The organism is Microbacterium sp. STRO-2N (assembly GCF_057747775.1).
In genome coordinates this window covers 2,145,656-2,170,100 of the sequence record NZ_CM173223.1, presented here as the reverse complement: position 1 = coordinate 2,170,100, position 24,445 = coordinate 2,145,656, and the positions used below count along the sequence as shown (strand labels likewise).

Here is a 24,445-nt window from a genome sequence, read left to right as displayed (position 1 = left end):
CGTGCCGAGTTCATGCTAGCGAGGACGCCTGAGAAGGGGCAGAATATCGGCCCGGCGTTGCCGTTTCGTGACATAGCGCGGATGCTGAGACTCGGCCGTGCGGTCGACCTCCCGCGGAGAGCCACTTGGTACGTTGGTTCGGTGACAGCCTCCCTCCCGGTGCCGAACGACATCGATCCGGAAGAGCCGGACGGTCACGCGAGCCCGCGCGTCGCACCTGTGAAATCGCCCGCGCCGCAGCAGCCGAAGAAGCCCCGGCAGCCGCGCAAGCCCAAGACCAAGCGCCCCGCGTCGGACTCGTCCGCGGCTCCGCAGGCCGTCGCGTCCGAGAAGTCGCCGCCTGAGACGCCGCCGGTCGCCGATCCCGGACCGCCACCGCCGCTTCCCAGCGATCTCGAGGTCGTCGCGAGCGTCGCCGCCGACATCGTCGTCCCGCCCAGGCCGCCTCTCCCGGCCGAACCGCCGACCTCCGCGCAGCCCGCGATCGACGGGACGCGCGCCGAGACGCCCGGCGCGGCCGAGGAGAACGCCGACGTGTTGGACGAGGTTCCGGTCGAGGTCGAGCCGGAGGCGCCTGCCGCGACGGCGGCCGACGTGGTGGACGAGGTTCCGGTCGAGGTCGAGCCGGAGGCGCCTGCCGTGACGGCGGCCGACGTGGTGGACGAGGCCCCGGTGGAGGTCGAGTCGGAGGTGCCCGCAGCGACGGCGGCCGAGGCATCCGTCGTCGTCCCGGCCCCTGAAGCCCCCGCCGCCGCACCCGAGCCCCCGGTCGCAGGTCCGGAGACGCCGGTCACCGTGCCTGAAGCGGCGGCCGAGCCCGGTCGCGAGTCGATGCCTGTGCCCACGCCTGCGCCCGGCACGTCGGGTGACGCGCTGGTGCTGCGCGGCGTGACGAAGCGATTCGGCAGCACGCACGCCGTGGACGGCATCGACCTCACCGTTCCCGCCGGAACCTTCTACGGCCTCGTGGGTCCGAACGGCGCCGGCAAGACCACGACCCTGTCGATGATCGCGGGTCTGCTCGAGCCTGACAAGGGCAGCATCCGCGTCGCGGGAGTGGACGCCTCCGCCAAGCCGCTGGCGGCGAAGAAGCTGATGGGCGTACTGCCGGACCGGCTGCGGACCTTCGACCGGCTCACCGGACGTCAGCTGCTGTACTACTACGGCGTGCTTCGGGGCCTCCCGCCGGCCGTCGTGGAGAGCCGCACCGCCGACCTCGCGCGGGCGTTCGATCTCGAGGACGCGCTCGGCCGCAGCGTCTCGGACTACTCGGCCGGCATGCTGAAGAAGGTCATGCTGGCGGGCGCCCTCATCCACTCGCCGCGCCTGCTCGTGCTGGACGAGCCGTTCGAGGCGGTCGATCCGGTCTCGAGCGCCGTGATCCTCGACATCCTCTCGACGTACGTGGCTCACGGTGGGACGGTCATCCTCTCCAGTCACGGCATGGAGCTCGTCGAGCGCGTGTGCTCTCGCGTCGCCGTGATCGTCGCCGGACAGGTCCTCGCCGAAGGCACCGTCGACGAGGTGCGCGGGGAGCTGACCCTCGAGCAGCGGTTCGTCGAGCTCGCCGGCGGTCTCAGCGACGTGGAGGGCCTGGAATGGCTGCACACGTTCTCCAACTGAGGCTCGCCCTGCTCTTCGGTGTGCTGCGCGGAGATGTCCGCCATGTTCTGCGCGTCGTCGCCGCGCTCGTGCTGCTCGCCGCCGCCACGGTCGCAGCGTGCTGGGCGCTGCTCACGATGCGGGATACCGACCCCGACGCCGTCCTCGCCGTGACGGTGCTCGGCGGTGCCGCGGTGACCCTCGGATTCGCGCTCGCACCGCTCATCGCGGGAGTCGAGGATCCGCTCGACCCCCGCCGGTTCTCGCTGTTCGGACTCAGCAGGGGCCGGCTCGCAGCGGTGCTCGCCGTCGTCGGCCTCGTCAGTGTGCCGATCCTGGTGCTGACCGCGATCTCGGTGTGCGCCGCCGTCGTGTGGGCGGACCACGGCGTGCCGATCGCCGTGGCGGTCAGCGGCATCGTGCTCGGCATCCTGACCTGTGCGCTGCTCGCACGCGTGTGCACGGCGCTCGCGACGCTGTTCCTCCGGGACCGCCGCTCGCGCGAGCTCTCGGGGCTCTTCGTGCTGGTGGTGCTCGTCGTCGTGGTTCCGGTGGGAGTCTTCCTCGCGTCCCTCGAGTGGCGGGGTGCCGTGCCGCCCCAGCTGCTCGAAGCCGTGTCGGCGCTCGCGGTCACGCCGCTCGGCGCTGCGTGGGCTCTGCCTGGCCGTGTCGCGGCCGGCGGTGACGTCGGGCTGGCCGCGGTGGTGGCCGTCGCGACCGTCGTGGTCCTCGCGCTGCTGTGGGCGTGGGTCGTCAAGCGCCTGCTCACCACGACCGAGCGCCCCGTCGCCGTCCGTGAGCGGGGCGGTCTCGGATGGTTCGCGGTCGCGCCAGGGACCCCGGGCGGGGCCATCGCCGCGCGCAGCCTGATGTACTGGTTCCGCGACCGCCGGTACGTCGTGAACGCCTTGATCATCCCCGTCGCCGCGGTCGTGACGGTGATCCCGCTCCTCATCGCGGGCGTGCCCGCGGAGCTCGCCGCGCTCGTCCCCGTGCCGTTCATCGCGCTCTTCCTCGGCTGGCTGCCCCACAACGACATCGCGTACGACTCGACGGCCGTCTGGATGCACATCGCGAGCGGGGTACGGGGCGTGTCCGACCGCGTAGGAAGGCTCGTCCCCGTGCTGCTCGTCGGTGTACCGCTGCTCGCCGTCGCAGCACCCGTGGCCATCACGTTCCATGGCCGCTGGGCGATGCTGCCGGCGCTCACCGGGGTGTGCGCCGTGCTGTTCCTCACGGGCCTCGGCCTCTCGAGCATCTCGTCCGTCCTCGCGCCGTACGCCGTGTCCCGGCCCGGCGAGAGCCCCTTCCAGCAGCCGCAGCGCACCACCTCGCGCGGCGTGATCTCGCAGGGCGTCGTGATGCTGGGCGTTCTCGCCGCCGCCTCGCCGGTGCTGTGGTCGGCGTGGCGGGCGCTGCAGGGCGACGTCGACGCCGCAGCGGTGACGCTGTGGGCGGGCCTCGCCATCGGCGGCGCCCTGCTGATCGCAGGCGTCAGCGTCGGAGCCGTGCTGTTCGAGCGGCGCGGAGGCCGGCTCATGGAGTTCGCCGAGTCCACCTGACGCTCGCTCGGGCCGCCCGCCGGCGGCCTCCCGCGACTACACTGGCTCTTCATGAGCACGCCTCTCGACAGCCCGGACCAGGGTGGCCTCGCAACCCTCGACCGCGAACTCGAAGAGCTCATCCGCGAGGAGAACATCGAGCCCGGAGATCACGAGCGGTTCTCGCACTACGTCAAGAAGGACAAGATCCTCGAGTCCGCGATCACGGGCAAGCCCGTGCGTGCGCTGTGCGGAAAGAAGTGGACGCCCGGCAGGGACCCCGAGAAGTTCCCGGTGTGCCCCACGTGCAAAGAGATCTACGAGTCGCTGGGCGGCTGACCCGCAGAACCGCGAACCGCTGCCGGCTCACTCCGCGTCGACGTAGACGGTGGGGATAGCCGGATCCGAGCGGCTGAGCGCCAGCCCGCGCACCGGCAGCTCCTCGCGCACCCGGAGGTGGTGCGCCCGGGCCGCCTCGACTCCAGCCGTGCCCTCGAACGCGGCATCCGGCTCGCCGTCGACGACGAGCGGCACCTGCAGCGCCCGCGCCCCGGGATGCGACGCCGCGGTCGCGAGTTCCTCGAAGCCGTCCGACACGACGATCAGCTCACTCGTGGCGGTGCCTTCGTCGAGCGTGCGGAAGGCCGCCTTCCGGCCGCCCTTCGAGCTCTTGTCGGTCGACGCCTTCGCGACGGCGACCCAGCCGCCCGCGTCGTCCTGGCGCGCCACGAGCTTGTAGACCATGCCGGCGGTCGGGGTCCCAGAGCCCGTGACGACCGATGTGCCGACGCCGTATGCGTCGACGGGGGATGCCGCGAGCGATGCGATCGCGTACTCGTCGAGGTCGCTCGTCACGGTGATCCGCGTGCCGGTCGCGCCGAGCTCGTCGAGCTGCGCACGGACCTCGGCGGCCACCGTCGGGAGGTCGCCCGAGTCGATGCGGACCCCGCCGAGCCCGGTGCCGGCGACCCGGACCGCGGTCTCGACGCCGCGCCGGATGTCGTACGTGTCGACGAGGAGCGTCGTCCCGACGCCGAGCGCCTCGACCTGGGCCCGGAACGCCGCCTCCTCGGAGTCGTGCAGCAGCGTCCATGAGTGCGCCGCGGTGCCCATCGTGGCGATGCCCCAGCGCCGGCCGGCCTCGAGATTCGAGGTGGCGCCGAACCCGGCGATGTACGCCGCGCGCGCGGCGGCGACGGCGGAAGACTCCGCGGCTCGGCGCGAGCCCATCTCGGCGAGCGGGCGGTCGCCGGCGGCGATGCTCATGCGGGCCGCCGCGGTCGCCACGGCGGAGTCGTGGTTGAGCACGCTCAGCGCCATGGTCTCGAGGATCACCGCCTCGGCGAACGTCCCCTCGACGGTGAGGATGGGGGAGCCGGGGAAGTACAGCTCGCCCTCGCGGTAGCCGGTGATCGATCCGGTGAAGCGGTAGCCCTCGAGGAAGTCGAGGGTCGCGGCGTCCACCACCCGCTCGTCGCGGAGGAAGCGGAGTTCATCGTCGCCGAAACGGAAGTCGCGGATGAGCTCGAGGAGCCGGCCGGTGCCCGCGACGACGCCGAAGCGGCGCCCGCCCGAGAGGCGGCGTCCGAACAGCTCGAAGACGCACCTGCGCTCGGCGGTGCCGTCGCGCAGGGCGGCGTCCACCATGGTCAGCTCGTAGCGGTCGGTGAGCAGCGCGGTCGACAATCCGCCGGCGTGGGCGTGCCCGACGGCGCCGTCCTGAGCCTGTCGAAGGGTCATGCGGGTCAGCCTACTGAGCGGCTGGCGTAGGCTGGGGCATCGTGACCGACGGGCAGCCTCAAGACGGCCGACTGGACCGAGAAGGCACCGGCGCGCCGATCGGCATCTTCGACTCCGGAGTCGGCGGGCTCACCGTCGCCCGGGCGATCTCGGCCCAGCTCCCGCGCGAGTCGATCCTGTACATCGGCGACACGGCGCGCTCGCCGTACGGGCCGAAGCCGATCGCCGACGTGCGCCGCTACTCTCTCGAGATCCTGGACACGCTCGTCGAGCAGGGCGTGAAGATGCTCGTGATCGCGTGCAACACCGCGTCGTCCGCGATGCTACGCGACGCGCGCGAGCGCTACAGCGTGCCGGTCGTCGAGGTGATCGGCCCCGCAGTCCGAACGGCGATGTCGACGACCCGCAACGGTCGTGTCGGCGTCATCGGCACCGCAGGGACGATCGGGTCCGGCGCCTACCAAGACATGCTCGGCGTGAACGAGCGCCTCACGGTGTTCGCGCAGGCGTGCCCGCGGTTCGTCGAGTTCGTCGAGGACGGTGTCACCGACTCGCCCGAGGTGCTCGCGGTCGCCGAGGAGTACCTCGCCCCGCTGCGCCACGCCGGCGTCGACACGCTCGTGCTCGGCTGCACGCACTACCCGTTCCTCGAAGGCGCGATCAGCTACGTCATGGGCCCCGACGTCAGCCTGGTGTCGAGCGACACCGAGACAGCGAAGGACGTCTACCGTCAGCTGGTCTCGCGCAGCCTCCTCGCGGGTCCGGATGCGGAGCCCCGCCACGTCTACGAGGCCACGGGCGCGTCCGCCGACGAGTTCCTGCGCCTGGCCCACCGCCTCATGGGCCGCGAGGTGAGCTCGGTGCGCCTCGTGCAGACCGGTGCCATCGACCTTCCGTCCCGCCTCGGCTGAGGCATCCGTCCCCTCCGGAGGAGAACCGAATGACCGACATCGTCCGCGCCGACGGCCGCAGCGTCGACCAGCTGCGCCCCATCACGATCGAGAGGGGCTGGTCGGGCCAGGCCGAGGGTTCGGCCCTCATCTCGTTCGGCGGCACCAAGGTGCTGTGCACGGCGTCGTTCACGAACGGCGTGCCGCGCTGGCTCGTCGGCAAGGGCAAGGGCTGGATCACGGCCGAGTACGCGATGCTGCCCCGTGCGACCAACGAGCGCAACGACCGCGAGAGCGTCAAGGGGCGCATCGGCGGTCGCACGCACGAGATCTCGCGGCTGATCGGGCGCGCACTGCGCGCCGTCGTGGACACCAAGGCGCTCGGTGAGAACACGATCGTCATCGACTGCGATGTGCTGCAAGCCGACGGCGGCACGCGCACGGCCGCGATCACCGGCGCATACGTCGCGCTCGCGGACGCGATCGAGTGGGGCCGGACCAAGAAGTTCATCGGGCAGAAGGCGCAGGTGCTCTTCGACTCGGTCTCGGCCGTCTCGGTGGGCATCATCGACGGCGAGCCGATGCTCGACCTGGCGTACGTCGAGGACGTCCGCGCCGAGACCGACATGAACATCGTCGTCACGGGCCGTGGTCTGTTCGTCGAGGTCCAGGGCACCGCCGAGGGCGCGCCGTTCGACAAGCGCGAGCTCGACGCGCTGCTCGAGCTGGGTGTGAACGGCTGCGCGCAGCTGCGCGACCACCAGGCCGCCGCGCTCGCGCCCGCTTCCGACTCCACGGCGGAGTGACGGATGCCGCGCCGCATCGTGCTCGCGACGCACAACCCGCACAAGGTCGAGGAGTTCCAGGCGATCGTCGCCGCCACGCGCCCCGACCTCGAGGTGATCGGATACGACGGGCCTGAGCCGGTCGAGGACGGCGTGACGTTCGCCGAGAACGCCCTGATCAAGGCGCGGGCGGCCGCAGCCCACACCGGCCTCCCCGCCCTCGCGGACGACTCCGGCATCTGCGTCGACGTGCTCGGCGGCGCGCCGGGAGTGTTCTCCGCCTACTGGGCAGGGCACGCGAAGGATGCCGCGGCGAATCTGAACCTGCTGCTCGACCAGCTGTCCGACATCCGCGACCCGCACCGCACCGCGCAGTTCGTCTCGACGATCGCGCTCGTGGACCCTTCGACGGGAGCCCAGCGCCAGGACGACGCACACGAGCACGTCGTGGAGGGCGTGTGGCCGGGCCGCCTGGCGACGGCCGCGTCCGGCGACGGCGGGTTCGGCTACGACCCCGTGTTCATCCCGGACGGTCAGCCAGGGGATGCCGAGCGGACGGTCGGGGAGTGGACGGCGCACGAGAAGAACGCGGCGTCCCATCGCTCACGCGCCTTCGCGGCGCTCGCGCCGCTCCTCGCCGCGCTCTGAGCGGGGCGAGGTCAGCGCACCTCACCCCGGATGAGCACCCCGCGGCACCAGCGGCAGGTCCAGCATCTGTTCATGCTCCGGCCCGGAGTGGAGCGTGCATGCGACCCGCCGGCTCGAGCGGTAGAGCGCGGGGAAGGCGCCCCACAGCGGGTTGCGCGGTGAGAGCTGGCGGCCCGAGATGTGCAGTCGCAGCTCGTCGCCCGCGCGGAAGAACGTCGCCGACGGCGCGAACTCGATCTCCACCGGGCGGGCGTGCGCGTCGAGGGAGACGCGGCGGAACCCCGTGGTCACGAAATCCCTTCCGAACCCGTAGGAGCCCTCGAACGGCACGAAGTGGCCCGCCGTCCACTTCGACAGCCCCGCGAACAGCGACACCGGCCCCGCGGTGGCGGCGCTCACCCGGAGCCGCACTGTGGCGACGCCCGTGATCTCGGTGTCTTCGTCGAAGATCCACGCGTAGCGGACCGCCCGCCGGGTGCGGAATCCGACCTCGCTCTCTCGGACCGGCGGTGTCTCATCGAGCCGCCCCTCAGCGTGCAGGTGCAGGCGCAGCGGACTGCCCGCGGGAGGCCACCGCTCCTCGTCGCGCACGTCGTGGATCCGGTCGCCGCGGTCGCGGACCTCGAGCCGCACGCGGGGAAGGTCGTGGCGCTCGCCCTTCAGATGCATGCGGAGGAATGCGAGCTGAGCCGCCTTCGCCTCGTCGCCGTAGAAGGTCGTCCACTTGCCACCCCGGTGCGTGAACAGATGCCGGTCGGGCGATCCCGCGTCGGCGAACGCGCGGAAGCTGCCGCGCGTGTGCAGGTTGGCGTCCGAGAAGCTGCCGCACACGAGCATCGGCGTCTCGATCCGCTCGAGCTCAGGGGCGAGAGAGCGCCACCAGGCGTCGTCTTCGGGGTGGGCCGCCGCTTCCCGCCCCAAGTCGGGAGACATGCGCGTGGAGCGTCGCACCAGTGTCGTCCACAGTCGCGAGAATCCGATCTCGCGCACGCCTCCCGGGTAGAAGAAGTCGCGGTATGCGTCGGTGAAGCCCTCCCACGGCACGATGGCCGCGAGATGCGGCGGTCGCAGCGCCGCGACCTTGTACTGCGAGATCGCGAGGTACGACACCCCGAGCATCCCGACGGCGCCGGTGCACCAGTCCTGCTGCGCGATCCACTCGATGGCGTCGTACACGTCCTCGGCCTCGGCGTCGCTCATGAGCGAACCCACCCCGTCGGAGCGCCCCGCGCCGCGCACGTCGAGGTTCACGACGGCGAAGCCATGCGGCACCCACCAATCCGGATCGGGCGCCTCCCAGCCGGTCTGGTCCGAGATGTGGATCGGGCCGGTCTGGCGCAGGATCCGGAACTGGGGGTTGATGCGGTATCCGCGACGCGTGCGTCGCGGGACGGCGTCCTTGCCGTAGGGGTGGGCGGACAGGATCGCCGGCACCGGACCGCCGCCGGCCGGCAGGTAGACGTTCGCGCGGAGGATCGTGCCGTCGCGCATCGCGATCTCGACGTCGCGCTCCACCCGGACGGCGGCGTCCATCGGATGCACGGTCACCGGCGGTCGCAGCAGGCGGCGAACGCGTTCGATCGCGTACGCCGCCGCGCCATCGCGTCGCCAGGGACGATCGTTCGTGCTGATGCCCAGGGGTCGCGCCGTCACGGCGCGACGCTATCATCCCGGCGCCTCGCGAGTGAGAATCAGAGTCATTCCCGACTGTGCGAACCGGCCCCTCGGCGGGCGTCCGGCGGCATAGCCTGGGCGCATGCACGATCATGCTCCATCGGGGATCCGAGCCGCCGGCAGCCGTCGCCTGCTCGCGATCTCGCTCGCGATCACCTCGGTCGTGATGATCGTGCAGATCGTCGGCGCCGTGCTGTCCGGATCTCTCGCACTCCTCGCGGATGCGGTCCACATGTTCACGGATGCCGCAGCCCTCGTGATCGCGCTCATCGCGAGCATCGTCGCGTCCCGGCCCGCGAATGACCGGCGCACCTTCGGCTACCAGCGGGCCGAGGTCTTCGGCGCCCTGGTGAACGGCGTGATCCTGATCGCGCTGTCGCTGTGGGTGGCTGTCGAGGCCGTGATGCGCCTCATGGATCCCGGCGAGGTCGAGGTCGCGGGCGGACTCATGCTCGTCGTCGCGATCGTGGGCCTCGCCGCCAACTCGGTCGCGATGTGGCTGCTCAGCTCGGCGCAGCGCGACAGCATCAACGTCCGAGGTGCGTACCTGGAGGTGCTCGGCGATCTGATCGGCTCGGCCGCTGTCATCGTCGCCGCCATCGTGATCGTGGCGACCGGGTGGGCGCCGGCCGACGCGATCGCGTCGCTGTTCATCGCGGCGATGATCATCCCGCGGGCGATCGGGCTGCTGCGCGAGGTCGTGTCGGTGCTGGCCGAGTCGGCACCCAAGGGCACGCACGTGAAGGAGATCCGCGACCACATCCTCGCGACGACGGGTGTCGTCGACGTGCATGACGTTCACGTGTGGCAGCTGACCCGCGGTGCCCCGGTGTTCTCGGCGCACGTCGTCGTTGACGCCGACGCGCTCAGCGACGGGCGGGCAGCAGGCATCCTTAGCCAGCTGCAGACGTGCCTCTCTCAGCACTTCGATGTCGAGCACTCGACGTTCCAGCTCGAACCGGCGGGTCACATCGAGCACGACGCCCACGCGTGATCCCGACGCCTGGGAGTCAGTCTTCGCGACGCACGTCTTCCGGGCTCTTGTCGGGCCGGAGCCCCCGCCAGCGCGGATGGCGGAGGATGCCGCCCGGCGTGAACTCGCCGTACTCCACCTCGCCGACGAGGGCCGGCTCGACCCACAGGGCATCGCGGGCGTCGAGCGGCGGCACGCCCGTGAGGGGATTCTCGTCGGTGCGAAGCGGGAGCAGCCGCTTCATGAGCGCCTCGAGCGTGGAATCGCTGAAGCCGGTGCCCACCCTTCCGGCGTACTGCAGGCCTTCCGGCCCGGGGATCCCCAGGAGCAGGGACCCGAACGTGCCGCTGCGCGCACCCTTGCCGGGACGGATGCCGGCGATCACGACCTCCTGCGTCCGCGTGATCTTGACCTTGAGCCAGGCCTCCGCGCGCTCGCCGCGGCGGTACCGTGACGACGGATCCTTCACGACGATGCCTTCCAGCCGCAGCTGCATGCTGGTCTCGAGCGCAGCATCGACGTCGTCGAAGACCGGCGGCACGCCGATGGCGTCGACGGATTCCTCGGCGATGGCTTCCAGGACATCTCGCCGCTCCCGCAGCGGCAGGTCGGCGAGGTCGTCGCCGTCGTGCGAGAGCACGTCGAACAGGTAGTAACGCACCGGGGTGCGCCGCGCCTCGCGCGCGATGTCGCCGGCGCGCTCGAGGTTCATCCGGGTCTGCAGCAGCGGAAAGCTGGGGCGCCCGTCGGGCTCGAGCGCGACGAGCTCGCCGTCGAGGACGGCCGGCTCCTGCCCGAGACCCGCGTCGACTGCCGTGAGCTCGGGGTAGCGATGGGTGACCTCGTTGCCGCTGCGCGCGAAGAGCCGAAGCCGGTGGCCGTCCCACGCGCCGACGGCGCGGATGCCGTCCCACTTCATCTCGACCCACGCGGGCTCGCCCCACCGCTCGGCCGCCTCGCGAGCCCGCACCGGCGTCGACGACGTCGCCAGCATCGGGCGCAGCTGATCGAGGTCCACCGAGCTCGCGGACGACTCGGCGGGGCGTTCCGTACGTCGCTCGCGGCGCGCCGCGGCGGGCTGCCTCGGTTCGTCCGCCTGGGGGCTGGCCTCGACGGGGATGCCGTCCGGCTGCGGCCGGCCCTCGGCATCCGTCTTCATACGGTGAAGCAGCCAGCTCGACTTCTCGCCCTCGCCCTCGGTGCGGATGAGCGCGAGCCGCACGCGGCCGAGCGGTCCTCCCGGGCGGCCCTCGAGAGTTGCGATGATCTCGTCGTCGCGCCACTTCTCCAGCTCGTAGCGGCCGTCATCCCAGATCGTCACGGTGCCGCCGCCGTACTCGCCGGCGGGGATCGTGCCCTCGAACGTCGCATACTCCATCGGGTGGTCCTCGGTCTGCACGGCGAGGTTGTTGCGCTTGTACGAGTGCGGCACGCCGCGGGGCACCGCCCAGCTCACCAGCACGCCGTCGCGCTCGAGGCGGAAGTCCCAGTGCAGCCGCGTCGCGTGGTGCTCCTGGATGACGAACCGCGGCTTCTCGTCGCCCGGGGCGGCGCCGAGCGGGTTGGCGGGCACCGGCTCGGGAGTCCGGTCGGCGCTGCGCTTGGCGATGTAGGCCGACAGCGGCCCCGACTCGGCCTCGCGCCCTCCGGCGTGGAAGCCCAGCGGAGCCATCGGGTCACCGATCGTCTCGATCCGCTCGAGCACCTCGGTGAACTCGAGATGCCGCAGGTCCGGATCATGGAGCTCGTCCCACGCGCGAGGCGCGGCCACCGTCGGGTGCAGGCGTCCGCGCATCGAGTACGGGGCGATCGTGGTCTTGGAGCCGTTGTTCTGACTCCAGTCGATGAGCACCTTGCCGCGGCGCTCGGTCTTCTTCATGCTGCTCACCACGAGGTCGGGGTGATCCGCCTCGATCGCACGCGCGAGCTCGTTCGCGAGGGCCGACGCCTGCTCGGTCGTCTGCCCGGGCGGAAGCGCCGTGTACAGGTGGATGCCTTTGCTGCCGCTCGTGACCGGGTACGGCTCGAGCCCCATGCCCTCGAGGATCGCGCGGGCCCAGCCCGCGACCACGGCGCACTCGGGCAGGCCGACCCCGGGTCCCGGGTCGAGGTCGAGCACGAGGCGGTCGGCGGGACCACGACCGCCGTCGGGCGCGAAGCGCCACTGCGGCACGTGCAGCTCGAGGCTCGCGACCTGTGCGAGGTAGACGAGCGTCGGCACGTCGCCGATCAGCGGATACTCCTTGGTGCCGGTCGAATGCGGGATCGGCATCCTTCGCACCCACGACGGCGCTCCGCGCTCCAGGTCCTTCGCGAAGAAGACCATGCCCGGGTCGTCCTCGGTGCCGACGCCGTCGGGCCAGCGCTTGCGCGTCACGGGCCGCCCGATCACGTGCGGGATCAGCACCTCGGCGACGCGCGTGTAGTAGTCGATCACCTCGCCCTTGGTGGTGCCGGTCTCGGGATACAGCACCTTGTCGAGGTTCGTGATGCGCAGGCGCCGGCCGCCGATCCGCACCAGCTGCTCGTCGCGCGCCATGGGCCCAGGGTAGCCGTGGGGCATGTGACAGGTGTGTACTGGTGTGGTGAGGGCGATCTGGAAGGGTGCACTGACGTTCGGACTCGTGAACGTTCCGGTCAAGGTATACGCCGCGACCGAGGACCACGACGTGTCACTGCATCAGGTGCACAACAAGGACGGCGGACGCATCCGCTATCAGCGCAAGTGCGAGGTCTGCGGCGAGGTGGTCGCGTATCAGGAGATCGACAAGGCGTACGACGACGGCGAGCGCACGGTCGTGCTCACGAAGGAGGACCTCGACTCGCTGCCCGCCGAGCGCAGCCGCGAGATCGACGTGGTCGAGTTCGTGCCGAGCGATCAGATCGATCTGCTCACGCTCGACCGTGCGTACTACCTCGAGCCGGACTCCGCCTCACCGAAGGCGTATGTGCTGCTGCGCAAGACTCTCGAGCAGACCGACCGCACCGCCATCGTGCGCTTCTCGCTCCGGCAGAAGACGCGCCTCGCGGCGCTGCGCGTGCGCGGCGACGTGCTGGTGCTGCAGACCCTGCTGTGGGCCGACGAGGTGCGTGAGGCGGCCTTCCCGGCCCTCGACGAGAGCGTGCGCATCTCGGCGAAGGAGCTCGAGCTGTCGGCATCCCTCGTCGAGAGCTTCGCGAGCGACTTCGACCCCGAGGAGTTCACCGACGAGTATCAGGCGGAGCTGCGCACCCTCATCGAGGCGAAGCTCGAGAAGGGCGACGCGGTCGACACCGCCGAGACGTTCGGCGAGCGCGAGGAGGAAGAGGCCGGCGGCGAGGTCATCGACCTCATGGCGGCGCTCCGTGCCAGCGTCGAGAAGTCGCGCGCGGCGCGCGAGGGCGGCGGCAAGAGCACCGCGGGGAAGAAGAAGGATGCCGAGCCCGCCGCCAAGGCGGAGGGCAAGGCATCCGCGAAGAAGCCTGCAGCGAAGAAGAGGAAGGCGTCCTGACGCCCGTCGGGGCGTCGAAGCGAGGGGCGGTCGGTCAGGCCTTGGGCGCGCCGTCCTCGTGGTGCTCGGGACCGCGGTCGAACACCTCGGGGTCGAGCACGAGCGCCTCGGCCTCGGAATGGTCGACGACGACGTCCTCGCCCGCGGCGGCCGCCTTCTTGGCCTTGCTGCGCTCGCGGAAGTAGTGCCAGAGCGTCACGATCGCGGTGCCGCCGACGGCCGCCAGCAGGATCAGGTCGATGTAGTTCTCGACGAACTCGGCGACCGGCGGGATGAATCCGATGGCGTAGCCGAACATCGTGAGCCCGAAGCCCCAGATGACCGCGCCGATGAAGTTGTAGAGGGTGTACTTCCACTTGTTCATGTGGCCGACGCCCGCGGCGACGGGAGCGAACGTGCGGACGATCGGCACGAAGCGCGCCAGGATGATCGTGAGCCCGCCGAAGCGCTCGAAGAACGCGTTCGTGCGCTCGACGTTCTTGACGCTGAACAGGCCCGATTCCTTGCGCTCGAAGACTGCGGGACCGCCCTTGTGGCCGATGTAGTACCCGACCTCACCGCCGATGAACGCCGCGAGGCCGATGAGCAGCGCCACCCACCACACGCTGATGCCGAACACGCCGTTCGGAGCGTAGTCCTGCGGATGCGACAGCAGGCCCGAGATGACCAGGAGCGTGTCGCCCGGCAGCAGGAACCCGACGAGCAGACCCGTCTCGGCGAAGACGATGAAGCACACCGCGACGAGCGCCCACGGGCCGGCCCATTCGATGATGGCGGCGGGGTCCAGCCAGGGGATCAGGGCGGAGGGAACTGCGTGCACGGTGGGATTCCCGTCGGTAAGTACGTCGGCGGTCGGCGGATGCGAGAACTCGCGTGCGGAAGGTGGGACTTGAACCCACACGCCCGAAGGCACAGGAACCTAAATCCTGCGTGTCTGCCAGTTTCACCACTCCCGCAAGTCCGTTCAGTCTACTGACGAGCCTGCGTCGGAGCTGTAGGGTCAGCCCCCCGTATGGCCTGGTCAGCGACGGATGCCGAACAGGAAGTAGCTCGCGGGGCCGATCCAGTTGACCAGGATGGCCGGGATCCACACCGGCTTGGGCCCGCGCACGCCACGGGCGTCGCGGTGCGCGAGGTCCCAGAAAGCCAGGAACGCGAACGCCACCTGCACGAGGCCTGCCAGGCCCAGCCCGGTCTTTGCCGCGGGGGAGAGGTCGGTCTTCGCCTTGGTCATCGTCGTCCCTTCGGTCGCTCGTTCCATCCTGCCGCGTGAGCTCGCTCCCCGCATCTGTGGATAACTTCCGGATGGCTCGGCGCCGAGTTGCGAGGATGCTTCGGTGTCCGTATCCGCCGCACCGGTTGCCACGATCGTGGCCGAGCGCGTGCGCGAGCGGCTGCGGGCGGAGCGGTCTGACCCTTCCCGGGATCCCGAGTTCGCAGCCCAGATCGCGCGCGCCGAGGTGCGCCGGCACAACGACTTCGCCCTCGCGCGAGGTCTCACGCCCGTCGACGACGAGACAGCGTGCGTGCGCGACGTGCTCGCGGCGGTCGTCGGCTACGGGCCGCTGCAGATGTACCTCGACGATCCGACGGTCGAGGAGTTGTGGATCAACGCGCCGGACCGCATCTTCATCGCGCGAAGTGGAGTGCCCGAGCAGACGCCGCTCGTGCTCACCGATACGGCGGTGCGCGATCTCGTCGAACGGATGCTGCAGTCCACGGGGCGCCGGGTCGACCTCTCGCAGCCGTTCGTCGACGCCTCGCTCCCGGACGGCTCGCGGCTTCATGTCGTGATTCCCGACATCACGCGACGGCACTGGGCGGTCAACATCCGCAAGTTCCTGCCGGCGTACCGCGACCTCGGTCGTCTGGTCGCGTCCGGGGCGCTCGCCCCGGACGCCGCCCGGCTGCTGCATGACGCGATCGCCGCCGGCAGCTCGATCCTCGTCTCGGGTGCGACGCACGCGGGCAAGACGACTCTCCTCGGCGCGCTCATCGCTGCGTGCCCGCCCGGTCACCGCATCGTCACGGTCGAGGAGACCTTCGAGCTCGCCGTCGCCGCGCCCGACCTCGTGGCCTTGCAGGGCCGACAGCCGAGCCTCGAGGGCACCGGCGAGGTCACGCTGCGACGACTCGTGAAAGAAGCGCTGCGCATGCGTCCCGACCGACTGGTCGTCGGCGAGGTACGAGACGCGGAGGCGCTCGATCTCCTGCTCGCACTGAACACAGGCGTTCCCGGCGCGGCCACGATCCACGCCAACTCGGCCCGCGAGGCGCTCGTCAAGCTCGCCGCGCTTCCGCTCCTCGCTGGGCGCAACATCGATTCGGCGTTCGTGCTTCCGGCGGTCGCATCCTCGGTGTCGCTCGTCGCGCACTGCGAGCGGTCCGCGTCGGGCGCGCGGCGCGTGGTCGAGATCGTGGCTCCCACGGGTGATGTGGTCGACGGCGTCATCGAGGCGCGCACCCTCTACCGGGCGGATGCCGCGTGATCGTCGTGTGGGGCGCGGTCCTCGCCGCGGGTCTGCTGCTCACGCTGTCCCCGTGGCTGTGGCCGGCGGGGTCGCGCCGCGTCCCGACACGCACGACCGGCCGGCTCCACCGGCTGCTGGCCGAGGCGGGCTTCGCGCGGTCGTCGGTCACTTCGGTGATCGCGGTGGCGATCGGGTGCGGGGCTCTCGCCGCCGCGGTGGCGTGGCTGGTCGCCCCGGTCGCCGCCCTCTGTCTCGTCGCGGCCGTCGCCGGGATCGTGACGCCGTTCGCGTGGCTGCGCGCCCGGCGCTCGAAGCTGCAGCGGACACGCCGAGGAATGTGGCCGGATGTGTGCGATCTGCTCATCGCATCCGTGCGCGCAGGGATGTCGCTCCCCGATGCGGTGAGCAGCCTCGCCGACTCGGCTCCCGCGGAGCTCCGCCCCGCCTTCCGCTCGTTCGCTCGTGACATGACCGCGTCGGGCCACTTCGACTCGTCCGTGGACCGGCTCAAGGCGAACCTCGCAGACCCCGTCGCCGACCGGATCGTCGAGACGCTGCGGATGGCTCGGCAGGTCGGCGGCACGGAGCTCACGGTCGTCCTGCGGGCTCTCGCGACATCGGTGCGCGCGGACGCGGCGCTGCGGGCAGAGGTCGAATCGCGGCAATCGTGGATCCGCGGCGCCGCCGTGCTCGGCGTCGCCGCGCCGTGGGTGATCCTCGCTCTGCTGGCGATGCGGCCGGAGGGGGCGCGCGCGTACAGCAGCGCTGCCGGCATCGTGCTCATCCTCGCCGGCGCCGCGGTGTCGTTCGTGGCCTACCGCGTCATGATCCGGCTGGGCCGGCTGCCCGAGCCTCGGCGGTGGTTCGGATGATCGCGATGGGGACCAGCGACATCGCCTACGCCGTCGTGCTCGGCACGGCGCTCGGGGTGGGCGTCTGCCTACTGGTCTCCCTCGCGCCGCGATGGGGCGCCCCGAGCCTCGCCCGGCGGATCGCGCCCTACATCCGCGACGTGATCGATGGCCGCGGGTTGGACGTCGCTGTCGGCGGTCGGGAGCATTGGCCGTCGTGGGGAGCGATCGGGCGGCGCTTCGCCCGGGTCGCCGGCGGCGACGGAGCCCTCGCGCGGCGCCTCCGCCGTGCTGAGTGGAGCATCGACACGACGCAGTTCCGTGCGCGCCAGCTCGCGTGGGCGGTCGGCGGCCTCGCGGGCGGCGGCGTGGTGGTCGTCATCCTGGTGCTCATCGGGAATGCCGCGCCTTCCCTCGGCCTGGTGCCCGTCCTGGCAGCGGTCGGGGCGGCGCTCGGCTACGACGCGTGGCTCACACGCGCGGCGAGAGTCCGCGTCGCGCGCATCGAGGACGAGCTGCCGACCGTCCTGGAGTTCCTGGCGCTGTGCCTGTCGGCGGGCGAGGGCATCCTCGACTCGCTGCGTCGCGTCAGCGAGATCGGAGCGGGTGATCTCACCTCCGAACTCCGCGGTGTCGTCGTGGCCGTGGGCACGGGGTCCTCCCTGTCCGAGTCGCTCACACGGCTCGCCGGCCGGCTCGATGTCGCAGGGCTCTCCCGTGCGGTCGACCAGCTCGTCGCCGCGCTGGATCGCGGTGCCCCGCTCGCTCAGGTCCTGCACGCGCAGGCACTCGATGCGCGAGAGGACGCCAAGCGCGGACTCATCGAGCGGGCCGGGCGCAAAGAGATCTACATGCTCGTCCCGTTGGTCTTCCTGATCCTGCCGTTGAGCGTCCTGTTCGCGGTCTTTCCGGGCATCTTCATGCTCCGCCTCGGGCTGGGCTGAACGTCGAAAGGAGACACATGTCCACCACGCGCATTCGAGAGGTCCTGCGCCGGCTGCGCGGTTCGGCCGCGGATCTCGCCGCCGACGAGCGCGGCGACGTCCCCGGCTGGGTGCTGATCACGCTCATGACCGCCGGACTCGTCGTCGTGATCTGGGCGCTCGCGGGCCCGGCGCTCGCGAGCCTGTTCGAGCAGGCGATCGAGCGGGTGTCCGGGTTCTGACGACGTGCGCGGCATCCGTGCCCGCCTGAGGGCGGCGATCGACGACGACGAAGGCTCGAGTCCTGTCGAGTTCGTGCTCGTCGGGACGCTGCTGACGCTGCTGACCCTCGGCGTGCTGCAGTTCGGGCTCGCCGTGTATGTGCGCAACGTCGTCCACGACGCCGCCGTCGAGGGTGCCTACCACGCGGCCCTCGCCGACACGTCGCTCGAAGACGGCGCGCAGCGCACGCGTGAGATCGTCTCGCGCACGGTGGGGGATGCGTATGCCGCCGAGATCACGGTGCGCGAGACATCCGCTCTCGGGCACGCCGCCGTCGAGGTCCGCGTCGCGGCGACGCTGCCGCTGGTCGGCCTCCTCGGGGCTCCTCGAACGATGGAGGTGACGGCGAATGCGCCGGTCGAATCGTTCGATTGACACGCGCGACGACGCCGAGCGAGGGTCAGCCGCGCTCGAGTTCATCATCGTCGGGCTGTTGATGCTCGTGCCGCTGGTGTACCTGATCGCGGCTCTCGGGCTGATCCAGGAGCAGTCGCTCGGCGCCGAGGCGGCGGCGCGGCACGTAGCCCGCGCGATGTCGACCGCCAGCGGAAGCGACGATGCGCGCCAGCGGGCCGACCGCGTGCTGGCATCGGTCGGCGAGCAGTACGGCCTCGAGGACCTCGACATCGCCTTCGAGTGCACGCCGTCCGGTGCTGCCTGTCCGGCCGCCGGCGCGACGCTGGCAGTGACGGTCGCGACCCGAGTCTCCCTGCCCCTCGTGCCGCCGGTCCTCGGACTCGATGAGCTCGCGGCGATTCCGATCGAAGCGACCGCGGCGCACAAGGTCTCGCGATTCTGGGGCGAGCCGTGATGCGCCGTCCGGGTCGTCGTACGATCGACCGCCCCGACGACGAGGGCAGCGTCCTCATCCTGACCCTGGGCTATGCGGTACTGGCCCTCGTCGTCGTGCTCATCTGCACCGCTGCGACGAGCCTGTATCTCGCGCAGAAGCGGCTCGACGCGGTGGCGGATGCCGCCGCGCTGGCAGCCGCCGACGGCTTCGAGCTCACGATCGCGGCCGGGGAACCCGTCGCGTCGCTGAGCGATGCCGAGGTGCGTGAGCAGGCCCAGCTCATGGTCACCCAGATCGGCGGGGGAGCCACGCTGATCTCGGCCGAGACCCCCGACGGCGTCTCGGCGCGCGTCACGGTCGCCGGGGCGTGGCATCCGCCGGTCGTGACGCTGTTCGTGCCCGACGGCCTCGCACTCGAGGCGACGGCCACCAGCCGCACGGCGCTGCGGTGATCAGACGACGGATGCCGCTACCAGCCGTGCACGTTGAACCACTCGCCGCGGCGCCGGGCCTCGGCATCCGTCTCCGTCGCGTCGGAGGTGTCGTGGTCGACCAACGTGCCGGCGTCGTCCAGGGGGACGAACCGGAGGCAGACCTGGCAGAGAGCGCGGCCCTCCGGGTAGCCGTCGGGGAGGGGATCTGCAGGCTCACCCGGCTCGCCCGAACCTGCACACCGTGGGGCGTCGGCGCCGGCATCCGTCCACATGATCGTGCGATGCCGATGCGGGCCGGGATGTCCGAGCGGACGCGTGCAGCGACGACCCTCGTTGCGGCTGCGGCAGAACCGCACCACTCCTCCGTCGGAATCGTCCATGCCGACGAACCTAACCCGGAGGCGTGCGCGATCGGCGCGCGTGCCGCTAGAGTGATCCGCGAATCGGTGCGCCGCACCCCGGCCGGAAGGAGGAAGCCATGACGGTCTTTGCCGTGTCCTGCGTTCCTTCCCTTTCCCGCGAGGTCGCTCCGACCATCTGACGCGTCGGCGGCCTCCTGCCCTGGAGTCCCACCGATGTCATCACTGCGTCTCGACGCATCGTTCCACCCCTCGCCGAAGCTCGAACTCGAGCCCGGCCCCGATCAACGCTGGTCGACCTGGCCCTCGTCGCCGCCGACCCAGCGCGGCCCCCTTCCGCACCCCGATTGGCTCGTGACTGCCGCGGCGGCGTTCGACACCGAGCTCGGCGTCGTCAAGACCGGCAAGGAGGCCGACGTCCATCTCATCGAACGCGCCATCCCCGGCGAGGAGGGCTGCCTTCTTGCGGCGAAGCGGTATCGCGGCTCGCATCACAGCGACTTCCACCGCTCCGACAGCTACGAGGAGGGCCGTGCGGTGCGCAACACGCGCGACGCGCGCGCCATCCAGCGCAAGTCCGCCTACGGGCGCAGCGTCGCAGCGGGCCATTGGGCGGGCAGTGAGTTCGCCGCGCTCTCGCGCGCATGGCAGGCCGGCGTCCCCGTGCCCTACCCCGTGCAGGTGAGCGACACCGAAGTGCTGATGGAGTTCATCGGCGACGGCCGCGCCGCCGCGCCGCGGCTCGCGCAGTCCCGGCATCGCGGCGACGAACTTGCGGATGCCTACGTGCAGGTGGTCGAGATCCTCGAGGCCTTCGCTCGCGCCGGCTTCGCGCACGGCGACCTCTCGCCGTACAACCTCCTCGACCATCACGGGCGGGTCGTGGTCATCGACCTGCCGCAGATCGTCGACATCGCGGCGAACCCGCAGGGGATGGACTTCCTCCACCGCGACGTCGTGAATGTGTCGACGTGGTTCGCGCGGCGGGGGCTCGAGAACGACCCGGAGGAGCTGTTCGCCGACCTCGTCGGCATGCTGTGGTGACCGCTCGGACGGCGGTGGGCCCACTCGCCGAAGCGGATGGGCCCACCGTGTCCTCCTGCCGTCAGTGACGCGCGCCCTTGGCGGGCGCTGCCTGGAAGGCCTTCTCGATCTCCTGCGAGAACGTGTTGCCCTCGGCGTCCGCGGCCGTCACCCGCAGGTCGACCCAGCCGCCCTTGTCGGAGACCGGGATCTCTGCGGCGAACCCGCTGACCCAGGCCCGGCTCTTGACGAAGATGTCGCCGTCGTGCTCGACCGCGCCGGCCGGGGCGTCCGTCTCGGCGGGCTTCAGCGCGACGGGCTTCCACTCGCCGCCCGCGGTGCGCGCCTCGAGCGTCGCGTCTGTGATCGCGCCGGCAGGCACCGTGCCCGCCACGTGACCGAGCTCGAGACCGAGCGGGATGCCGGTGCCCTTGCGGCGGCCCTCGCCGGCAAGGTTCTCGACGTTGACGTCGACGTCGTAGTACGCCTGGATCATCGGCAGCAGCCGGTTGTTCCAGTCGCCGAGCCTCCCCTCCGAGCGGAAGGTCCAGTCGCTCACCGTCTTCGTGGATCCCGCCAGGTGGGAGCCGTCGTGGGTCGCGGTGCTCACCACGCGCCACTCCTGCTCCCCGTCGGGGAGCGCGAAGAGGTTCGCGCCCTGATGCTCGGCCTGCTTGACGAGCACACCGTCGATGTAGACGTCGGTGAGCTGCTGCACCGTGGAATCCGGCATCCAGGTGTCGAACGATCCGGTGTGGTCGGGGTCGCCGCCATCAGCCCAGCTGGGCACGTTGATCTGGGTGTAGTCCGATACGCGGTAGGGCACCCAGAAGCCGGTGGCGACGTACGGACGCACGATGCCGCCGAAGTACTCCTCCTCCGTGCGCTCACCGCGCTCGTACGTGCGCTGCTTGTCGCGGATCTCCCACATCACCGACGTGACCGCGACCCACTGGTTCCATCGCAGGTTGTCGGTGTTGATCCACTCGGTGCGGTCCATGCCGCGCTGGGCGCGGAACGGGAATCCGTTGCCGTACTCGGCTCCCGGCACGAAGTCGTACCGGAACTCGGCGACCTCCTCCTGCTGGCCGTGGTACCGGGTGTCGATGCGGGCGAGGTCCTTCGAGGAGTGGGTGTAGGCCAGGTCCGTCGGGATCTCGCCGTCGCCCCACTCCGCGATGTCGTAGACGACGTCGGTCGCCGGTACGCCGACCGCCGAGAGCCTGACCTTCTTCTTGCCCGACAGCGTCTCGATCAACTGGCGCCCCTCGACCCCGCTGACCGTTGCGACGGGGATCGCGGCGTTCGTGAAGTCGACGTCGGACCCCACCCATTCGTTGAACTCGCCATCCTCGTCGTTGACGAGGACGAGAAGCTTCGCACCCGCCGCCGCCGCGGCCGCGGCCTGCTGAGATGCCGAGATCTCCGGGGTGCGCGTGACGACGGCGATCTTGCCGGCGGCGCCCGCGGCGGCCAGCTCCTCCGCCGTGCCGGCGCCGGCGTTCACTGCGGTCTCGGTGATCGAGCCGTCGAGAAGCGCCGAACCGCCCGGGACGATGACGTCGAGCGGCATCTTTCCGGTGCTTACCGTCAGCAGCGGCGTCTGCAGACGCCATCGGGCCGAGAAGTCGAAGTCGGCGTCGTCGATGGTCATCGGCTGCGCCCACATCTCATCCGTGAGGATCGGCATCATCGCGCTCGCGAAGAAGTCGTCCACCTTCATGTCCATGCGGCGGAAGACCGACTCCAGGCCGTCCTCGCCGACATCGACCGTGACCTGCTTCGCCGTGCGGGCATCGAGCGCGACCGTCTTGTCCTCGTCGAGTTCCAGCGTGGGCTCGCCGACGAGCACGCTCGCGACGGTGTCGGGGGTGCGCTGCAGCTCCATGAACGACACCACGGAGTAATCGCCCTTCTTGAGGCGCAGCGTGGTCTCGCCACTGACGGGGATCGGCTCTGCGAACTGCGTCGCCGGGTTCCACAGGAAGGCATAGCTGTCCACCGGATTGCCGTCGAAGTCGGTGGCGGTGATGGTGAGGTCGTAGCGCTCGGCCTCGGCGATCATGCCGAGGGCCGTGCGGGTCACCGGTACGCCGTCGACCGCGCCGACGAGGACTCCCGACAGCTGCGTTCCTGCCGGGACCTTCGCCGGGTCGACCGTCATCGTGACCGACCGCGTCTCTCCCGCAGGGATGGTGAGCGACTCGGCGTCGATCGTGAGCGCATCGAACGCGATGCCCGCCGACATGGGGCCGGGCTCACCGGTTCCGTCGTCCGGCGTGGTGTCGCTCAGGGTCGTCTCGAGCGCGACGGTGACCTCGGCATCGGTGCGGTTCGTGTACTCGATGGTGCGGCTGACCGGCGCCGGTTCTGCGCCCCACACCAGCATCCCGAAATCTCCGGAGCCGCCGGCGACGACCGGCGCCTCGAGCGCGGCATCCACGTCGATCACTCCCGTACCGCCCTCGTACGGCGTGTAGCCCACGTCGGTCGCCGTGCTGGCGAGCGCTGCCTTCAGCTCCGAGGTGGTCAGGTCGGGGTTCGCGCTGAGCAGGATCGCCGCGGCTCCCGCCACGTGCGGGGTCGCCATCGACGTGCCGCTCATGGCGACATAAGGACCCTCGCCGCCGCTGTCCGCCGATCGTGCGGCGGTGACGTCGTTGCCGGGGCCGGTGACATCCGGCTTCATCGCGCCCGAGCGAGCCAGCGGACCCTGGCTCGAGAAGTACGAGAGGTACCCTGACGGGTCGTCGACCGAGCCGACCGTGAACGCCTCTTCCGCCGAACCGGGTGCGCCGATCGTCTCGGCTGCCCCGGCGTTTCCGGCTGCGACCACGAAGAGCGCACCGGTCTCCTGCGCGACCTGGTTGAGGGACTCGGCCATGAGGTCCTTGCCGTCGGACGCCTCGGACGAGCCGAGGCTCATCGAGACGATCGGCGCGTTCTGCCCGGCCCACTCCATCGCCTCGATGATCCAGGAGTCCTGGCCATAGCCGTCTGCTCCGAGCACCTTGCCGATCAGCAGGTTCGCGCCATCGGCGACGCCGCGGTGGGTGCCGCCGCCGGCGGCGCCCGTCCCGGCGATCGTCGAGGCGACGTGCGTTCCGTGGCCGTTGGGGTCGGCGTCGACCTCTTCGCCGGGCACGAAGCTCTTCGCGCCGTCGGCCACACGGCCCTGCAGGTCGGGGTGGGTGTCGTCGTAGCCGGTGTCGAGCACGGCCACGGTGATGCCTTGACCGGTGTAGCCGTCGGCCCAGGCCTCGGGGGCGTCGATGTAGTCGACGCTCGAGTCGAGCGTTGCCTGAACCTTGCCGTCGAGGTGGATCGCCTCGATGCCGCCGGCGAGCGTCGGGCTCGTCGAGAAGGTCCCGACCGAGGGCGCGGTGAGCGCCTGCCACGTGCCTGCGGCCCCGGCGTGACCGAGCGTCGCGGCGACGCCGCCGATGCTCTCGAGGGGCGCCTGCACCTCGACACCCGGCAGCGGGGCGGCGAAGGTGCTCGCGCCCGTGCCGTGCTCGACGATGATCGGCGTGGCGTCGACCGAGGCGTCGTCGTAGCCGAACTCGATGAGCTTCGTCACGTTGAACAGGTCGCCGTCGAGGACGCCAGACGCCAAGTACGGCATGGCTCCCTGCGGCACGACGTGGAGGTCGCCGCCGACCTCGTACGTCTGCACGCCTGCGCCTTCGACGGCGGTGTCGATGGAGACGGTGTGCGTGCCGTCGCTCATGTCGGTGACGGTGACGCGGTCTCCGGTGATGAGGGTGACCGAGTGGGAGCCGCCGGCGACCGCGTCCGTGGATGCGGGGGGATCCTGAGATGCGGGTGTCGCGGTCGCCGGCAGGGCGGTGGCGCCGATGCCTGCGAGCCCGATCGCCAGACCGCTGGTGGCGGCGACGATCGGGCGCAGGCGCCGGCGGAAGGGCTGGGGTCCTGGCATGGGTGAGCCTCTCTGGGTAGGGGGT

23 protein-coding genes and 1 tRNA gene are annotated in these 24,445 nt (G+C 71.0%); 16 read left to right on the top strand and 8 right to left on the bottom strand.

The window, feature by feature from the left end:
• Window positions 1-141: 141 nt before the first annotated feature.
• Genes AC3ANN_RS10175 through AC3ANN_RS10165 form a run of 3 tightly spaced genes read left to right on the top strand, consistent with a single transcriptional unit; the run spans window position 142 to window position 3,482 of the window.
• Window positions 142-1,623: an ABC transporter ATP-binding protein gene (locus tag AC3ANN_RS10175; RefSeq protein ID WP_488337291.1), complete on the top strand. Its 1,482-nt coding sequence runs from the start codon at window positions 142-144 to the stop codon at window positions 1,621-1,623.
• Window positions 1,599-3,164, top strand: a complete 1,566-nt coding sequence (locus AC3ANN_RS10170) for a hypothetical protein (protein WP_488337290.1) — start codon at window positions 1,599-1,601, stop codon at window positions 3,162-3,164. Before AC3ANN_RS10175 ends, AC3ANN_RS10170 begins: the two co-directional genes overlap by 25 nt.
• Window positions 3,165-3,215: 51 nt before the next feature.
• Complete coding sequence (locus AC3ANN_RS10165; protein WP_127818658.1) at window positions 3,216-3,482, top strand: DUF3039 domain-containing protein; 267 nt, start codon at window positions 3,216-3,218, stop codon at window positions 3,480-3,482.
• A gap of 27 nt (window positions 3,483-3,509) precedes the next feature.
• Here the strand turns inward: AC3ANN_RS10165 and AC3ANN_RS10160 are convergent, their stop codons facing one another.
• Window positions 3,510-4,883, bottom strand: a complete 1,374-nt coding sequence (locus AC3ANN_RS10160; protein ID WP_488337289.1) for a nicotinate phosphoribosyltransferase — start codon at window positions 4,881-4,883, stop codon at window positions 3,510-3,512.
• A 41-nt stretch (window positions 4,884-4,924) separates the two neighbouring features.
• Here AC3ANN_RS10160 and murI point away from each other — a divergent pair, with 41 nt between their 5' ends.
• From murI to rdgB, 3 genes are read left to right on the top strand one after another with little or no spacing between them, the layout of a single operon-like run.
• Window positions 4,925-5,794, top strand: a complete 870-nt coding sequence (gene murI, locus AC3ANN_RS10155) for a glutamate racemase (RefSeq protein WP_488337288.1) — start codon at window positions 4,925-4,927, stop codon at window positions 5,792-5,794.
• Between the two features lie 29 nt (window positions 5,795-5,823).
• Entirely contained in the window at window positions 5,824-6,579 is a 756-nt protein-coding gene (gene rph / locus AC3ANN_RS10150; protein WP_488337287.1) for a ribonuclease PH, read from the top strand.
• 3 nt (window positions 6,580-6,582) lie between these two features.
• Window positions 6,583-7,206 (top strand): RdgB/HAM1 family non-canonical purine NTP pyrophosphatase, encoded by a 624-nt coding sequence (gene rdgB / locus AC3ANN_RS10145; RefSeq protein WP_488337286.1) that lies wholly within the window; start codon window positions 6,583-6,585, stop codon window positions 7,204-7,206.
• A gap of 21 nt (window positions 7,207-7,227) precedes the next feature.
• On the opposite strand, the gene AC3ANN_RS10140 is transcribed toward rdgB, so the two are convergent.
• A complete protein-coding gene (locus AC3ANN_RS10140; RefSeq protein ID WP_488337285.1) occupies window positions 7,228-8,859 on the bottom strand; it encodes a CocE/NonD family hydrolase in 1,632 nt (543 codons plus the stop codon).
• 103 nt (window positions 8,860-8,962) lie between these two features.
• Between AC3ANN_RS10140 and AC3ANN_RS10135 the strand changes: the two genes are divergently transcribed.
• The gene (locus AC3ANN_RS10135) at window positions 8,963-9,874 is read left to right on the top strand and encodes a cation diffusion facilitator family transporter (protein WP_488337284.1); all 912 of its coding nucleotides are present in this window, start codon (window positions 8,963-8,965) and stop codon (window positions 9,872-9,874) included.
• Between the two features lie 16 nt (window positions 9,875-9,890).
• On the opposite strand, the gene AC3ANN_RS10130 is transcribed toward AC3ANN_RS10135, so the two are convergent.
• A complete protein-coding gene (locus AC3ANN_RS10130) occupies window positions 9,891-12,392 on the bottom strand; it encodes an ATP-dependent DNA ligase (RefSeq protein ID WP_488337283.1) in 2,502 nt (833 codons plus the stop codon).
• Between the two features lie 46 nt (window positions 12,393-12,438).
• Between AC3ANN_RS10130 and ku the strand changes: the two genes are divergently transcribed.
• Complete coding sequence (gene ku / locus AC3ANN_RS10125) at window positions 12,439-13,344, top strand: non-homologous end joining protein Ku (RefSeq protein ID WP_488337282.1); 906 nt, start codon at window positions 12,439-12,441, stop codon at window positions 13,342-13,344.
• Window positions 13,345-13,378: 34 nt separating this feature from the next.
• On the opposite strand, the gene AC3ANN_RS10120 is transcribed toward ku, so the two are convergent.
• The 3 genes from AC3ANN_RS10120 to AC3ANN_RS10110 form a co-directional block, all read right to left on the bottom strand.
• Window positions 13,379-14,164 carry a DedA family protein gene (locus AC3ANN_RS10120; protein WP_488337281.1) on the bottom strand — a complete coding sequence of 262 codons (786 nt, stop codon included), beginning with the start codon at window positions 14,162-14,164 and terminating at the stop codon, window positions 13,379-13,381.
• Window positions 14,165-14,218: 54 nt separating this feature from the next.
• Window positions 14,219-14,300: transfer RNA gene (locus AC3ANN_RS10115), tRNA-Leu, on the bottom strand.
• Window positions 14,301-14,365: 65 nt separating this feature from the next.
• On the bottom strand, window positions 14,366-14,578 hold the full coding sequence (locus AC3ANN_RS10110; protein WP_488337280.1) for a PLDc N-terminal domain-containing protein: 213 nt from the start codon (window positions 14,576-14,578) through the stop codon (window positions 14,366-14,368).
• 103 nt (window positions 14,579-14,681) lie between these two features.
• Here AC3ANN_RS10110 and AC3ANN_RS10105 point away from each other — a divergent pair, with 103 nt between their 5' ends.
• Genes AC3ANN_RS10105 through AC3ANN_RS10075 form a run of 7 tightly spaced genes read left to right on the top strand, consistent with a single transcriptional unit; the run spans window position 14,682 to window position 19,116 of the window.
• Entirely contained in the window at window positions 14,682-15,833 is a 1,152-nt protein-coding gene (locus tag AC3ANN_RS10105; RefSeq protein ID WP_488337279.1) for a TadA family conjugal transfer-associated ATPase, read from the top strand.
• Window positions 15,830-16,687, top strand: a complete 858-nt coding sequence (locus AC3ANN_RS10100) for a type II secretion system F family protein (RefSeq protein ID WP_488337278.1) — start codon at window positions 15,830-15,832, stop codon at window positions 16,685-16,687. Before AC3ANN_RS10105 ends, AC3ANN_RS10100 begins: the two co-directional genes overlap by 4 nt.
• Window positions 16,688-16,692: 5 nt before the next feature.
• Entirely contained in the window at window positions 16,693-17,610 is a 918-nt protein-coding gene (locus tag AC3ANN_RS10095; RefSeq protein ID WP_488337277.1) for a type II secretion system F family protein, read from the top strand.
• Window positions 17,611-17,627: 17 nt separating this feature from the next.
• Window positions 17,628-17,831 carry a hypothetical protein gene (locus tag AC3ANN_RS10090; protein WP_488337276.1) on the top strand — a complete coding sequence of 68 codons (204 nt, stop codon included), beginning with the start codon at window positions 17,628-17,630 and terminating at the stop codon, window positions 17,829-17,831.
• Window positions 17,832-17,835: 4 nt separating this feature from the next.
• Window positions 17,836-18,246, top strand: a complete 411-nt coding sequence (locus AC3ANN_RS10085; RefSeq protein WP_488337275.1) for a TadE/TadG family type IV pilus assembly protein — start codon at window positions 17,836-17,838, stop codon at window positions 18,244-18,246.
• A complete protein-coding gene (locus tag AC3ANN_RS10080) occupies window positions 18,221-18,682 on the top strand; it encodes a TadE/TadG family type IV pilus assembly protein (RefSeq protein WP_488337274.1) in 462 nt (153 codons plus the stop codon). The genes AC3ANN_RS10085 and AC3ANN_RS10080 overlap by 26 nt, the downstream gene beginning before the upstream one ends.
• Window positions 18,682-19,116 carry a pilus assembly protein TadG-related protein gene (locus AC3ANN_RS10075; RefSeq protein WP_488337273.1) on the top strand — a complete coding sequence of 145 codons (435 nt, stop codon included), beginning with the start codon at window positions 18,682-18,684 and terminating at the stop codon, window positions 19,114-19,116. Before AC3ANN_RS10080 ends, AC3ANN_RS10075 begins: the two co-directional genes overlap by 1 nt.
• 17 nt (window positions 19,117-19,133) lie before the next feature.
• Here AC3ANN_RS10075 and AC3ANN_RS10070 read toward each other — a convergent pair whose 3' ends face one another.
• A complete protein-coding gene (locus AC3ANN_RS10070) occupies window positions 19,134-19,478 on the bottom strand; it encodes a hypothetical protein (protein ID WP_488337272.1) in 345 nt (114 codons plus the stop codon).
• Between the two features lie 195 nt (window positions 19,479-19,673).
• On the opposite strand from AC3ANN_RS10070, the gene AC3ANN_RS10065 reads away from it, so the two are divergent.
• Window positions 19,674-20,501: a serine protein kinase RIO gene (locus AC3ANN_RS10065; protein WP_488337271.1), complete on the top strand. Its 828-nt coding sequence runs from the start codon at window positions 19,674-19,676 to the stop codon at window positions 20,499-20,501.
• Between the two features lie 61 nt (window positions 20,502-20,562).
• Here the strand turns inward: AC3ANN_RS10065 and AC3ANN_RS10060 are convergent, their stop codons facing one another.
• The gene (locus AC3ANN_RS10060; RefSeq protein ID WP_488337270.1) at window positions 20,563-24,420 is read right to left on the bottom strand and encodes a S8 family serine peptidase; all 3,858 of its coding nucleotides are present in this window, start codon (window positions 24,418-24,420) and stop codon (window positions 20,563-20,565) included.
• Window positions 24,421-24,445 lie beyond the last annotated feature (25 nt).

Bases quoted from the DNA above. Each gene is read 5' to 3' on its own strand.
- AC3ANN_RS10170 (WP_488337290.1), top strand. From the start codon at position 1,599: ATGGCTGCACACGTTCTCCAACTGAGGCTCGCCCTGCTCTTCGGTGTG.
- AC3ANN_RS10165 (WP_127818658.1), top strand. From the start codon at position 3,216: ATGAGCACGCCTCTCGACAGCCCGGACCAGGGTGGCCTCGCAACCCTC.
- AC3ANN_RS10160 (WP_488337289.1), bottom strand. From the start codon at position 4,883: ATGACCCTTCGACAGGCTCAGGACGGCGCCGTCGGGCACGCCCACGCC.
- rph (WP_488337287.1), top strand. From the start codon at position 5,824: ATGACCGACATCGTCCGCGCCGACGGCCGCAGCGTCGACCAGCTGCGC.
- rdgB (WP_488337286.1), top strand. From the start codon at position 6,583: ATGCCGCGCCGCATCGTGCTCGCGACGCACAACCCGCACAAGGTCGAG.
- AC3ANN_RS10135 (WP_488337284.1), top strand. From the start codon at position 8,963: ATGCACGATCATGCTCCATCGGGGATCCGAGCCGCCGGCAGCCGTCGC.
- AC3ANN_RS10130 (WP_488337283.1), bottom strand. From the start codon at position 12,392: ATGGCGCGCGACGAGCAGCTGGTGCGGATCGGCGGCCGGCGCCTGCGC.
- AC3ANN_RS10110 (WP_488337280.1), bottom strand. From the start codon at position 14,578: ATGACCAAGGCGAAGACCGACCTCTCCCCCGCGGCAAAGACCGGGCTG.
- AC3ANN_RS10095 (WP_488337277.1), top strand. From the start codon at position 16,693: ATGGGGACCAGCGACATCGCCTACGCCGTCGTGCTCGGCACGGCGCTC.
- AC3ANN_RS10090 (WP_488337276.1), top strand. From the start codon at position 17,628: ATGTCCACCACGCGCATTCGAGAGGTCCTGCGCCGGCTGCGCGGTTCG.
- AC3ANN_RS10080 (WP_488337274.1), top strand. From the start codon at position 18,221: ATGCGCCGGTCGAATCGTTCGATTGACACGCGCGACGACGCCGAGCGA.
- AC3ANN_RS10075 (WP_488337273.1), top strand. From the start codon at position 18,682: ATGCGCCGTCCGGGTCGTCGTACGATCGACCGCCCCGACGACGAGGGC.
- AC3ANN_RS10070 (WP_488337272.1), bottom strand. From the start codon at position 19,478: ATGGACGATTCCGACGGAGGAGTGGTGCGGTTCTGCCGCAGCCGCAAC.
- AC3ANN_RS10065 (WP_488337271.1), top strand. From the start codon at position 19,674: ATGTCATCACTGCGTCTCGACGCATCGTTCCACCCCTCGCCGAAGCTC.
- AC3ANN_RS10060 (WP_488337270.1), bottom strand. From the start codon at position 24,420: ATGCCAGGACCCCAGCCCTTCCGCCGGCGCCTGCGCCCGATCGTCGCC.